This window comes from Clostridium lundense DSM 17049 (assembly GCF_000619945.1).
In the GTDB taxonomy this organism is placed as follows: Bacteria; Bacillota; Clostridia; order Clostridiales; family Clostridiaceae; genus Clostridium_AO; species Clostridium_AO lundense.
In genome coordinates this window covers 240,500-253,876 of sequence record NZ_JHVC01000002.1, presented here as the reverse complement: position 1 = coordinate 253,876, position 13,377 = coordinate 240,500, and the positions used below count along the sequence as shown (strand labels likewise).

At 29.2% G+C, this 13,377-nt stretch carries 10 protein-coding genes; 2 read left to right on the top strand and 8 right to left on the bottom strand.

Going from position 1 to position 13,377, the window contains the following annotated elements; genetic code table 11:
• Positions 1–40: 40 nt before the first annotated feature.
• The 6 genes from T514_RS0105015 to T514_RS0104990 form a co-directional block, all read right to left on the bottom strand.
• A complete protein-coding gene (locus T514_RS0105015; RefSeq protein WP_027623789.1) occupies positions 41–1,996 on the bottom strand; it encodes a GTP-binding protein in 1,956 nt (651 codons plus the stop codon).
• 198 nt (positions 1,997–2,194) lie between these two features.
• Positions 2,195–3,271, bottom strand: a complete 1,077-nt coding sequence (locus tag T514_RS0105010) for a dihydrodipicolinate reductase (protein WP_027623788.1) — start codon at positions 3,269–3,271, stop codon at positions 2,195–2,197.
• Between the two features lie 145 nt (positions 3,272–3,416).
• On the bottom strand, positions 3,417–4,166 hold the full coding sequence (gene truA / locus T514_RS0105005) for a tRNA pseudouridine(38-40) synthase TruA (protein WP_027623787.1): 750 nt from the start codon (positions 4,164–4,166) through the stop codon (positions 3,417–3,419).
• A 220-nt stretch (positions 4,167–4,386) separates the two neighbouring features.
• Positions 4,387–5,331, bottom strand: coding sequence for a hypothetical protein (locus tag T514_RS26485; protein ID WP_027623786.1), 945 nt, complete (start codon positions 5,329–5,331; stop codon positions 4,387–4,389).
• Between the two features lie 191 nt (positions 5,332–5,522).
• The gene (locus T514_RS0104995; RefSeq protein WP_027623785.1) at positions 5,523–7,583 is read right to left on the bottom strand and encodes an ABC transporter permease; all 2,061 of its coding nucleotides are present in this window, start codon (positions 7,581–7,583) and stop codon (positions 5,523–5,525) included.
• Positions 7,561–8,313, bottom strand: a complete 753-nt coding sequence (locus tag T514_RS0104990; protein ID WP_027623784.1) for an ABC transporter ATP-binding protein — start codon at positions 8,311–8,313, stop codon at positions 7,561–7,563. Before T514_RS0104990 ends, T514_RS0104995 begins: the two co-directional genes overlap by 23 nt.
• A 201-nt stretch (positions 8,314–8,514) precedes the next feature.
• Between T514_RS0104990 and T514_RS0104985 the strand changes: the two genes are divergently transcribed.
• Together T514_RS0104985 and T514_RS0104980 are read left to right on the top strand one after the other, a co-directional pair.
• Positions 8,515–9,228 (top strand): LytR/AlgR family response regulator transcription factor, encoded by a 714-nt coding sequence (locus tag T514_RS0104985; protein ID WP_027623783.1) that lies wholly within the window; start codon positions 8,515–8,517, stop codon positions 9,226–9,228.
• An 8-nt stretch (positions 9,229–9,236) separates the two neighbouring features.
• The gene (locus T514_RS0104980; protein WP_027623782.1) at positions 9,237–10,523 is read left to right on the top strand and encodes a sensor histidine kinase; all 1,287 of its coding nucleotides are present in this window, start codon (positions 9,237–9,239) and stop codon (positions 10,521–10,523) included.
• 16 nt (positions 10,524–10,539) lie between these two features.
• On the opposite strand, the gene T514_RS0104975 is transcribed toward T514_RS0104980, so the two are convergent.
• Complete coding sequence (locus T514_RS0104975) at positions 10,540–12,405, bottom strand: FtsX-like permease family protein (protein WP_027623781.1); 1,866 nt, start codon at positions 12,403–12,405, stop codon at positions 10,540–10,542.
• Entirely contained in the window at positions 12,405–13,151 is a 747-nt protein-coding gene (locus T514_RS0104970; protein ID WP_027623780.1) for an ABC transporter ATP-binding protein, read from the bottom strand. Before T514_RS0104970 ends, T514_RS0104975 begins: the two co-directional genes overlap by 1 nt.
• Positions 13,152–13,377 lie beyond the last annotated feature (226 nt).

The window sequence follows — 13,377 nt, the reverse complement described above, 5'->3', positions numbered from 1 at the left end:
TCACAAAATTTTATTTCCTTCAATCCTTATGTAAGAAAAACTATTTTAAGCAATGCATATGAGCCTTAGCCTCACTGCCACTCACTAAGAAGCCTTGTCCTTTTGAACAAAATATTGAAGTAGATGTATAATCCATATCAGCATTTTTATCATAACCTATTTTTTCAATTACCTGTTCCTCATTATGACATATATCATATCCATCAAAGATAAAATTAATTTTCCCCTTACCTTTTGTTAGTGAAATAAATTCCATGCTATAATTCATAAAGGTAGCAACAGGTCCCCTTCCTGTTATAATAGCTTTTTCATAATATATTTGTGGTGAATCAAAAGAGCCATTTAATCTTTGTATATCCGATATAATTTTCCCCATATAATCCAACTCGACTTCCATCTTATAGCGATAATATGGTTCCAGTAGTACATTTTTTGTACTTTCTAATCCTTGTCTTAGTGATCTGAAAGTAGCTTCTCTAAAATCTCCACCACTTGTATGCTTGTTATGTGCCCTTCCAGTTAATAAAGTAACCTTTAAGTCGGTTATAGGAGTCCCTGTTAATACTCCTCGATGCTCTCTTTCATAAATGTGTGTACGCACTAAGTTTTGGTTACCAATTGTTAAATCATCAGTATGACAAACATTGTAAAATGTAATTCCACTATTTCTTTCTCCTGGTTCTAATTTAAGATGTACCTCTGCATAATGTCCTAAAGGCTCAAAATGCCCATAACCAATTTCTTCTGTTAAAATAGTCTCTTTATAAAGAATCTCGCAAGGGCCAAAATCTACTGATATATTAAACCTTTCTTCTACCAGTTGTTTTAAAACCTCTAGTTGAATTACTCCCATAATATGAACTTGTATTTCATTTAAACTGTTATCCCAAACTACATTTAACGCAGGATCTTCCGCTTCTAAAATCTTAAAATAACTTAAAACATCTTTTGTATTCAATGTATTATCAAATATAACTTTTGATTTTAATGTTGGCACTATTTCATAATGGATCTTTTCTCTTAAAGCTCCAACTCCATCTCCTATGGATAGACTTGATAGTCCTGTTACTGCAAAAATTTCTCCTGCGGAAGCCTTATCCACAGTTTTAAATCTATTTCCATTATAAACTCTTATTTCATTAACTTTTTCGCAAATATTATCTTTATCAATCCCTAAGCATATTTCTTCCTTAACTTTCAAAATACCACTTAATGCTTTTATGTAAGTTACTTTATTTCCCTGCTCATCATGATGTATTTTATATACCAATCCGCTAAATTCCTCTTCATCACAGTACTCTGTAAAAGTTAGCATATCCAATTTTTCTAAAAAAACATCTATACCAACATCCTGTAATGCTGAACCGCTTAAACATGGAAATATTTTATTTTCTTTAATCATATTTTTCATAAAGCTTGTCCATAAATCTTTTTCATAACCCTCTTCTAAGTATCTTTCCAAAAGTAGTTCATCATGTTCTGCAATAAATTCTATAATTTCTTCATCCATATCTTCTGCATTAAAAGATTCTGTAATAAAACAAATATCTTTAGTTAAATTTGATCTAATTTCCTTAATCACATTTTCAACGCTTGCACCATCTCTATCAATTTTATTAATGAAAAAAAATGTAGGTACATTATGTTTTCTTAAAAGTCTCCATGCTGTTTCTGTTTGTCCTTGAACTCCTTCAACTCCACTTATTATTACAATAGCATAATCCATAACTCCAATAGCTCTCTCCATTTCTGAAGAAAAGTCTGCATGTCCAGGAGTATCTATTAAATAATAAGCGGAGGAATTATACTCAAAAATAGCTTGATCCGAAAATACTGTAATTCCTCTTTCTTTTTCTATATTATGGCTATCTAAAAAAGAGTTTTTATGGTCAACTCTTCCTCTATTTTTAATACTCTTTGTATGATACAATATTTGCTCAGCAAATGTAGTTTTACCAGCATCTACATGTGCCAATATGCCAATCGTCTTATTCATTTTTTGCACCTCTAAAAAATAGTTATATACACTATTATAATTTAACTAGTTCTTTAACTCCATATTAAAAAGATTAAAGAGCAACTTTTTTAGATAACATAGTATAGAGCATAGGTTCTGAAAAAAAGGCTTTGCTGCATTTCTTCAGCAAAGCCTTTTGTATTAATCATAAAGATGGACTACATATATTTATAATCCTTATCTAACATATTCATTAAGAGGTTTAACCCTGTATAATGAACGAGGCATTTTGTCAGTTGTTATATATCCTGCTGGAGCGTTAATTATATCTGGAATTCTATTTACAATAGTAGCACAAGTTAATTCTACTGTAGAAGGCCTTGTAATTACTACTTGTGTATCTGGCTCCCCATATATTGTCCAATCATTTCTATCACATTCTTCTGGTGAATATACCTTTCCAATACATTCAGATTCAATTGTAATTCCTTCCTCTGTCTCTGTTGTTACTATGGCTGACATACCAGTTACATGTCCAGCTGGAATTGTCATTTTTAATGTTTCTGAGTGTAGATCCTCATCATAAGTATGTGGTATACATTTTTGAACCTGACTCTTAACAGTAAGTCCAAGCTGTGAGCAAAGCCATCCATTTACACTCCACATATATGATGGCAAAAATTCTCCTTTGTCAATAAGCTTTTGCCTTTCTTCTGTAGAAATGTTATCAGCTAATGCTATCTCTTTTTCAAATGTTGCTAAATTAAGTCCCGCTCCATGCACCTTAGCAAGGGCAATGCCATAGTCCTCTACATTATAGCTAGATTTACCAACGATTTTTGTTATTTTATGAGTTGCTCCAGCCAAAGTGGTAATAAGGTTTCCCCAAAATACGTCCTGATATCCCGCACCACAAATAGTACATCCATTCTTCTTAGCTATTTCATCAATTTCTTTTGTAATGTTATAAGATGAATTCCAAGGATAAAATGCTTCTTCACAAGTACTAATAGCATTCACACCATTCCTTGCACAAGCCATCATTGGTTCCTTAAGATCAGACATAAGACTCATAGTTGTAATTATACATGCATCTGGCTTAGTTTTTGCAAATACTTCATCTACCTTGTCAGCACTTTCAATTATAACTCCCTTTGGTTCACATCCTAGTATTTCTCCAATATCCTTACCAATTACCTTTGGATTAACATCAAATGCTGCAACAATTTCTGCGCCGTTTTCATATATATACCTCATAGTATATACAGACATCTTGCCACATCCATATTGAGCTACTCTTACCTTTGTATTCATAATATTGTTACCTCCCCATGAACATTAAATATATAGTGAAGTATTATTATAATATTAACTCTTTATATACAATATTCCATTGATTCAACATAATATAAACCCGTGTTGAATACTATCCAATACGGGTTTATATATATAAATTTAATTAATATTCAAGTTCTTTTAATGTTAATCCCTTGGCTGGAGCTTTATGACCTGCCATTTCTCTGTTTTTTTCCATTAATATTTTTTCTACATTCTCAGCTATTATTTTTCCTCCACCAACTTCTATAAGTGTTCCTGCTATTATTCTTACCATATTTAATAAGAATCCATTTCCATTTACTTCGATTTCTATTAATCCATCATTCTTGGTTATATTTATGTAATTTATTGTTCTAAGTGTTGATTTATTATTCTTCGCTTTTAAACTAGTAAAACTTTTAAAATCATAAGTTCCTATTAAATATCCTGCTGCCTTTTTCATTTGTTCTATATTTAGCTCAGTAGGTATATGATTTGTAAAATCCCTATTAAATACATTATTGTATTTATTATTATCAATTTTATATACATATGTTTTCGATTTAACATTATATCTTGCATGGAACCTATCCTTTGCAAACCTTAATTCCTTTATTACTATGTCTTTTGGCAAATATTCTTCTAAATACTTCTCCATTTCATCTATAGTAAGCTTGCAATTAGTAAAGAAATTAGCTACATAGTTTTCCGCATGGACTCCTGAATCAGTTCTTCCACATCCTATAACCTCTATCTTTTCTCCTGTCATTCTGCTTAAAACATTTTCTATCTTTCCTTGTATAGTTACAGCAGTACTTCCTTTTTGATTCTGCTTTTGCCAACCATTATACCTTGTCCCATCATACTGAATTATCATTTTTATATTTCTCATATTAATCCCCTTTTTGTTTTTTTGGTAACACTATTATATCTTATTATTCTATCTTGATACAAAATAATAAATAAAAATGTTATTAAACTTTTAAAACTTAGAAAAAAACTCTATACACACCATGGTGCATAGAGTTTTTTTGAGAATTACAGTTATAATATTTCTATTGAATAACAATAATTTATATGTTTACAAATGTAAAAATTTTTATTGAATAAGATTAATCACAATCTAACATTTCTTCCATCGGATCCATCATCATTGGGCAAAACTTATCTGAATACATAGATGGCTTCTGCATTTCCATTGGGTTCATCATCATATGACATGGAGCTTTAGCCATTGGATGATGCATCATCATTTGGCATGGCATCATCATTGGACAAGGCATCATAGGTCTTACAATTGGCTGCTGCATCATTGGCTGTTGCTGCATCATTATTGGTTGCTGTACCGGCGGCATCACTGGTTGTATATTTAATTGCATTTTTGCTGGTTGCATTTTGGGTTCTATTATTAATTTCAGTTTTATTGGTTCAACTGCCACTGCTCCCATTTTAGGTTGTATATTCAGCTCCATATTGCTTGGTTCCATCTTTGGTTGAATCTTAGGTTCTATGTCTAACTCCATTTTTTTTGATTCCATCTTTGGTTGTATATTTAACTTCATATTTTGCGGTTCCATTTTAGGTTGTATATTTAATTCCATACTTTGTGGTTCTATTTTTGGTTGTATTTTTACTTCTTGTATAATTGGTGGTCCTACTTCCGGTTGTACTTTTACTTCTTGTATAATTGGTGGTCCTGCTTGTGGTTGTACTTTTACTTCTTGTATAATTGGTGGTCCTGCTTGTGGTTGTACTTTTACTTCTTGTATAATTGGTGGTTGAGGCTTTGGCATTGGCATGGGTTGTGGCTTGGGCTGTGGCATTGGCTTCGGCTGCGGTATAGGTTGTGGCTTTGGCTGTGGTTTTGGCTGTGGCATAGGTTGTGGTTTTTTTGGTTGTGGTACATACTGTGGTTGTGGCATAGGCTGTACTGGAGGTTTCGTCTTTCTTGCCCAATCTGGTTCCTCCATCATATAGCCCATTCTATACATCATCATTGGGCACATCATAGGATATTGAAAAGGTACAAAATCTGTGATTTCATAGTTTCTATTCATAACTATCCTCTCATTAAATATTACATCGATTTATTATATGCATATTTTTCTATTATGTTCATGGCTTTTACTTTAAAACCCTCTCTAGAGTACTCCTAGTTTTACACAAAAGCTCGTAGATAATTTGGTATAAGCAAAGCATGATATTTAAGATGTACTACTAATAATAAAATAGTTATTACATTTTTTATTTATACATCTATAAAGTTCATACATTCTTTAGTAGCTTGCTTTCTAATCACAAAAAATAATGCTACTTGAATTAAAACTACAAGTAAGGATAATCCACAAGTAAATAAAAATGATACATTTGGATACTCCCACACAGTAATATCCATCATTGATTTAAATAAAAATAAAGTAATAATAGTTCCAAGTACCACTGGGACAAAGTATATTAGGGCAACTTGCTTTGATATACTTGACCTTATCTCCTTTTTTTTCACCCCTAAAAATGTAATGTTTTTGTATACCACCTTATCCTGCCACATTGTACTCAATATTTTAATACCAATTGTCATAACTGCTGAAACAATAGCAATCACAGAAATATATAGCATAAGCAACATATAAATAGCAAAATCAGAGGTGCTGTTATTAACCTTGTGGTATCTTGAATAAGGAGCAAATCCCCACCATCTATTTGCTTCGAAACTACTGTCCTCTAAATCTTTATATACATAGTTTACTGGTGCACCTGAGCTTTGATCCCTTACTCTATCAAATATAACACCTATGTTATAATTTGGACACCATTTCTCTTTACTTGCTTTTGCTATTGAATTAAACAGTGCATTACTAAAGTCACCTGTTTCTCGCCAATTGGGTGTATTAAATACATAAGTTGTAAAAACATATTGTTTTCGCAGCTCATTATGCAACTTATTAAACAATTCCTTATCTATAACAAAAAAATCCTTTTGTTCAAATTGTGTATCACCATTCATAATATTCTTAATAAATCTTATACCTTTATAATTAAGTGTAAATTCTTGTTTTGTAGTAGGATTTAATAATGTTATATCTCCTTTGGGTTGTGATATATATTTACTTGGATCACTATTTTCATTAGCAGATATAACATGAATAAAACAATCCGGTTCAATATCTAAAACTTTGCCAGTAAGCTTGTAAACTGTTTCCTCACTTACAACATTCATAGGTGCCCAATCATTATATTTTTTTGATAACTGAGCCAAAAGAATTGTATCAAACTCCTTAAAATCCATAAGCTTGATGTTATTATCTTCTGCTAACTTTCTTATATCACTTTCATTAAAATTTCCTTGTTGGAACCCTACTTTAACCATATAATCATATGGATCATCATAAATTGTAGATAACATACCAGACATCATTGGAGCAGCATTAAAAGCAATTCCAAAAATAGCAACTCCAATTAAAATAGTTGAAACAAATAGTGATAAAGTATATTGTTTTCCCTTTAATTTCATCAAATTGAAAAACACAATATTTTCGTAGTACTTCCTAGGATTGATCTTCTTAACCAATGTACCTATAGACGTAATCTGTACTATTAATAAATATAGTCCCACTAAAGATACTACTAAAAAATACGGCATATCCAATGAAGTATATACTATAATTCCACCTGGAATCATTAATGTACCAATCAAGCCCAGAACAAAAGAATCGCCTTTAACATTCTCAACCTCTTCTTCAGTTTTAATTATCTTTATTATATCTACTTTTCTAATATATCTTGAGGTTAATACTCTAGTAATAATCATGCACAAAATTGAAAATAAAAGTGCAATAATAAGTCCTATCCATCCAATAGAGAAAAATGTTTCCTGCGTTTTTATAAAAATAGTTAAAACACTCCAACTTATCCATGCAACAAATATTGAGAAAACTAGTCCTAACACTGTAGATATGAAAAAAATTATATCCAATTCTTTTATGATAATTCTTCTTACATTTTCACGCTTAATTCCAAGTGAGATAAATATACCTATTTCTTTTGATTTGTATTTCAAAAATAACGAATAAGCGTATATTACAAATGCAAAAGTTCCTATTAGCGTAAAGCTAAACATACCTAGTGTAATCTTTTGTGTTGCACCACCATCCATAAGAACACTGGTAACTGTTGGACTAAATTGAAGAATACCATATCCTCCAATCATTGTAATGGCAAATATAGTTGATAAAATAAATAAAGCATATCGCTTTATGTTATTTTTAAATAACTTTTTAACAATAGTATTAATCGTCATAAATATCACCATTTATTCCCTTCATAAAGTTTAAAATATCATTTAAAAATTCTCTAGGAGACGCATTTCTTACAAGTTCTTTAATAATATGCCCATCTTTTAACGCTACCACCCTATCTGAATGAGATGCTGCAAAAGCATCATGAGTAACCATAAATATTGTAGCCCCTAAATTTTTATTTGCATCTGTAAATGCTTGTATTACTGTTGAACTTGACTTAGAATCCAAATTTCCCGTTGGCTCATCTGCTAAAATAATGGATGGATTATTTGAAAGTGCCCTCGCTATTGCTACTCTTTGTTTCTGTCCACCAGATATCTCATTAGGGTATTTATCTTTTATCATTTCTATTGCAAAAGCATCTAATAATGCTTTTGTTCTCTTCTTTATCTCTTTCATATTCTTATTAGCAATAATTTGAGGTAAAAAAATATTTTCTAATACAGTTAATCCATTAATCAATATAAAGTCCTGAAATACAAATCCTATCTTATTTTGCCTCACCTCTGCTAACTTATCTTCATCAATATTTAAAATATTTTCTCCATCTAAAAGGATCTTTCCAGAATCCGCTGCTATAAATCCAGATATGCAATTTAATAGTGTGGTTTTCCCACTACCAGAAGGCCCCATTACAGATACGAATTCCCCCTTACTCACATTTAAATTTAAATCTTGAAGTGCAATATATTTATTCTGTTTTGATACATAAGTTTTCTTTAATTCCTTTATCTCTAACATTATTATCCTCCCCTAATTTGTTATTACGAGTACATACTAACATGCCAATATAAGTCACTCAATCTAATAAAATAAGGGTATGTAATTCTTGGCTGATATATTGTAATTCTTGGTTTATATTGTGCATGTTGCACAATAAATAATTACTTAAATCACCTTAAACTTATGCTATAATACTGTTTAAGCGGGGAGTTGGTTTATTTGATTAGAATTGCTATATGCGAAGATGAATTTAAACAAAGAAATATGCTAAAAATTATTTTAGCAAATGAAATAAAATCCATAGGCATAGATTCTAAAATAAATGAATTTGAAAACGGAGAAAAACTCTTAAATAGCTTAAAAGATGATGCTCTTAAATTTGATATAATTTTTTTAGATATTCAAATGAATAAGATATCTGGAATAGATGCTGCTAAAAAAATTAGAGAAAACAATAAAAGTACCATAATCATTTTTGTTACAGGATTTATGGACTATGTTTTTGAAGGATATAATGTAAGAGCATTTAATTATATATTAAAGCCTCTAAAAAAAGATAAAATAATCAAGGTATTTAGAGAAGCTTTAGATAGTTTAGACATGTTAAAAAATCAAGTTTATATATTAAATTATAAAAATGAAACTCACAAAATTAATTTTGACGATGTAATATATTTTGTTAGTAATAGAAGAATTGTAAAATTGGTAGGTAAGAAAGCCGAACATGAATTTTATGCTAAATTAAATGATGTAGAAAAGGAACTTTGTGATAAGGGCTTTGTAAGGTGTCATCAAAGTTACTTAATTAATTTATCCAATATAAAAAGTATTGAGCAAGGTTACGCAATTACTACATTAGGGGATAAGTTACCAATAAGCAGAAATAGATATAAGGAAACTCTACTAGCTTTTGCTAAACAAATACTAAAATAGGTGATTTTATGAATGTATTTGGGATTATTATTACCACTATTATTACCATTATAGAAACAGCAATAATGTATAGGCTATTCAATGCATTTTTGACTATAAAAAAAACAAAACCATTTTCCATACTTAGCTTCATTGCTTTATTTTCTGCATGTATGCTGCCAATTCTATCAGGTGATATAGATAATATTATTTATTCTTTTGTTATTTGCTTAATTGTTGGTGTTACATTTTTTAAAGATATGATGATAAAAAGAATTTGTGCGGTATTTATGCTATGTACAATTTTAGTAAGTACAAAAATGTTATCTGCTAGAATATGCTATCTTCTTTTAATAAAGAATTTTGATTTTCAATTTATTAGTCAAGCGCTAATAAGAAGTCTTATTATACTATTGGTATATTTAGTACTTAATAAAGTTGCTATATGGTCTAAGGAAATTTTATCCAATAAGATATGGATGTTTATATCCATCATGTCTTTATCTACATTTACTGCCATTGTTATAAGTATTGTTCCTTTTATTTTTAAAACAGAAACACATTATAACATTATAATTATAATAATAATGACATTATATATACTAGGTACTATTGCTACATTTTATGTAATTAAAGAAATTGCTCAAGGGGAAAGATCACAATTTCTAAATACCCAACTCTTAATGGAAATGCAACATTATAATGATATGGAAGAAAATCAGAATATGACTAGAAAAGTATTACATGATATGAAAAACCATTTAGGAGTTATAAGTTCATTTTTGTATGATAAAGATATAATTGGTGCACAATCATACTTGAACAATGTATCAGAAACCATAGAATCCATAAAACTTAAAACATTTTGCCAAAATAAAATAGTGAACTCTATTTTAAATAATAAATATAAATGCTTTACAAATTTAAATATAAAAGCTACTATAAATATTTGTCTTCCTAATTATACAAGTATATCTGAAACAGATCTATGTAGCATATTTTCTAACACAATTGACAATGCAATAGAAGCATGTAAGAAAATACAAGATAACAATCATCGATATATAAATATTAAGTCAACAGTAGATAAAGGCTACTTTGTATATACTATTGAGAACTCCAAAGTAAACCAATTAACAGTAAACAATGATAATTTTTTAACTGATAAAAAGAACTTATTTATGCATGGTTATGGAATAAACATAATTAAAAGTATAGTAAATAAGTATAATGGTAACATTGATATTCAATATAACGAGAATAAATTTTCAATAATAATTATTATTAAAAATCCATCCCCACCTAAAGCCCCATAAAATTATTGTAAATAATTTACAATAAACCCTTTTTAACTTCCATTAAATAGTTTTTTCTTATAATAAGAAAATATATAACTTGAACAATCAACATACTTCCTATGACTTGAAATGCTGGCACAGTTATTTCAAGACCAAAGGCATATTTTAATGCACTAATGGCAAAGGCAAAGTGTATTACAGCGATTATATAAGGAAATAAAAATAATACTCCTATTTCAAGATTTAATATCTTCTTTATTTCCTTATAGGTTAATCCTATTTTATTTAACTGCTTATATTTCTTTTTATCCTCTATAACATCCATATAACACTTATTATATAAAAAACTTCCCGTTGTTACAAAGAAAATAAGTCCTATAAATATGGCACTAAATAAAATTACGCCATAGGCTATTTTTGTAGATTCTAATATATTAGCTTTTAAAAAATTATTGCTATAACCATCTTCTTTATTATCTTGAAATATATTGTAATAATTATTACATATACTTAGTGTGTCTTTATAATTCTTTACATTAAATGTTGCAAAGTAACATCTAATACCCCTTATTCTTTCATATACATCTTCTTTGACTACATATACTTCTTCATAAAATGTTGGGAGTGCCCCCTTATCAATCTTTCTAACAACCTTTAATTTCATATTATCTAAAACAATACTTTTTCTTTCATGTTGAATTAAAGATGAGGTTATTATGGTCTCATTTTCATTAAAAGAGCTTATGTCTAAAGATAACATTAATGCTAATTTTTTATAAGTGATTTCTCCAATTATAACTACTTTATCCTTTTCACCATTAGGAATAACAAATTTCATTTCGTTATTGGCCTTAGAATACTTTATTTCTTCATTCTTTAATAATTTTTCTATAAAATCAGCCTTAAAGCTAACCTTGCTTTTATTATCATACATATCTGAAAAGAAAAATGCCTGAGGAAAATTTCTATTTATCTGATCTTCCTTATCTCTCCAATAGGCGTATACTGATCCTATTGCTGAAAGAGCTACCGTTGAGGTTATAGTAATTAAAAAAAACATTCTTGTATTATCTTTTATTCTATATAGTAAGTTTGATATCCATAATACTGAGGTTTTTTTCATATATAAATTTCTGTTTTTTTTAAGTAACTTAATTACAAATACACTTAATTGTGAAAATAATAAATACGTTGCTATAATTACCATTATAGTTACAGGTATTATTCTGTAGGCTATTGTTTTTATACTTGATGTAATTGATAGATAATATCCTATTGTCAACAATACTATACATGTTATAGCAAGAATAGTAGATGCTTTAGGTTCAGTTTTAGGTTTTTTGGTTCCTTTAAGTAATCTTAAAACCATATCTTCTTTTATAATAAATGAACAAAATATTGAATTTACTATTCCTAGTATTAAAAATGCATTAAATGTAATAATCATAGCTTTAACTGGAATATAAAATCCTAGTGCATTAAGTCCTAATAACTTTCCGCTAGCAGCTAAAAGTATTTTTGAAAAAACTATTCCTAGTATTATCCCTATCACTGCAGATAACGAGCTAATTATTATGTTTTCAATGCTTATCATTCTTTGTATCTGTCTTTTTGATGAACCTATAATATAAAGTATTCCAAATTCCTTATATCTACTTTTTAAAAATACACTTACTGAATAGAACACAAAGAAAAATAAAAATAAATATGCAATTACTGTTGTTATATTAAGTGCTTTTGTTAAATACTGAGGCAAGTTTACTGTGATAAAATTGGGATGAAATATAATCATAGTAAAAGAAAATAATAATGCTGCTGATATGCTGCTACTTAAAAAATAAGCAAAATATGCTCTCATATTTCTATGCACATTTTTAATGGCAAATTCTTTAAAATTCATTAGTTTCCTCCTCCCAGTAGTGCAAGCACATCAATAATTTCCTGATAGAACTGCTGCCTGCTATCCCCCTTGTAAATTTCATTATATATACTTCCATCCTTTATAAATAGAATCCTATTACAATAGCTTGCTGATAATGGATCATGAGTTACCATCATTGTAGTTACTTTTTCTTCTTTGTTTATTTTTTCAAACAATTCCATTACGGTTTTAGCCGATTTTGAATCTAGGTTACCTGTAGGCTCATCAGCCAATAATAAAGTAGGATTATGTATTAATGCCCTTGCAATAGCTACTCTTTGACATTGTCCTCCTGATATTTCAAAGGTTCTTTTGTTAATTATTTTCTCTATTCCAAGTATCTTTGATATTCTACTAAGCTCATTATCTTGATGCTTTACTGATACCCCATCTAGTGTAAGTGGAAGTACTATATTTTCACCAACTGTTAAAGTATCCAATAAGTTAAAATCCTGAAATACAAATCCCAATTCCCTTCTCCTAAATAAAGCCAAATCATCTCCTCGAAGACTCAAAGGATTTTTATCTTTTATTTTTATTTCTCCTGATGTTGGCTTATCTACTGTTGAAATCATGTTTAGCAAGGTTGTTTTACCACTTCCAGATGGCCCCATTATTCCAACAAATTCTCCCTCTTCTATAGTAAAACTTATATTATCTAATGCACTAAACATTATTTTCTTACCATATATCTTACTTAAGTTTATAACCTGTAAAATTTTCATTTTTCTCTCTCCTTTATGCTGTTAATGTAATAACCTTAGTTAATACTAGTACTCCAAGAAAAGCACCTGCCCTTATCATTCCTTAAAAAACTAACTTTTAATGTGTATAGTTTATAATAATAATGTTTAACATGCTATCTGCAAAGCTTACAGGAATGTGACGTGTATGTAAGACTTTATAATTAAATTGAAAATAGCAAATAAACAGTTACACTATCTATTTGCT

Excerpts from the sequence above, each read along its gene's own strand:
- T514_RS0105015 (WP_027623789.1), bottom strand. The coding sequence starts at position 1,996 with ATGAATAAGACGATTGGCATATTGGCACATGTAGATGCTGGTAAAACT.
- T514_RS0105010 (WP_027623788.1), bottom strand. The coding sequence starts at position 3,271 with ATGAATACAAAGGTAAGAGTAGCTCAATATGGATGTGGCAAGATGTCT.
- truA (WP_027623787.1), bottom strand. The coding sequence starts at position 4,166 with ATGAGAAATATAAAAATGATAATTCAGTATGATGGGACAAGGTATAAT.
- T514_RS26485 (WP_027623786.1), bottom strand. The coding sequence starts at position 5,331 with ATGAATAGAAACTATGAAATCACAGATTTTGTACCTTTTCAATATCCT.
- T514_RS0104995 (WP_027623785.1), bottom strand. The coding sequence starts at position 7,583 with ATGGTGATATTTATGACGATTAATACTATTGTTAAAAAGTTATTTAAA.
- T514_RS0104990 (WP_027623784.1), bottom strand. The coding sequence starts at position 8,313 with ATGTTAGAGATAAAGGAATTAAAGAAAACTTATGTATCAAAACAGAAT.
- T514_RS0104980 (WP_027623782.1), top strand. The coding sequence starts at position 9,237 with ATGAATGTATTTGGGATTATTATTACCACTATTATTACCATTATAGAA.
- T514_RS0104975 (WP_027623781.1), bottom strand. The coding sequence starts at position 12,405 with ATGAATTTTAAAGAATTTGCCATTAAAAATGTGCATAGAAATATGAGA.
- T514_RS0104970 (WP_027623780.1), bottom strand. The coding sequence starts at position 13,151 with ATGAAAATTTTACAGGTTATAAACTTAAGTAAGATATATGGTAAGAAA.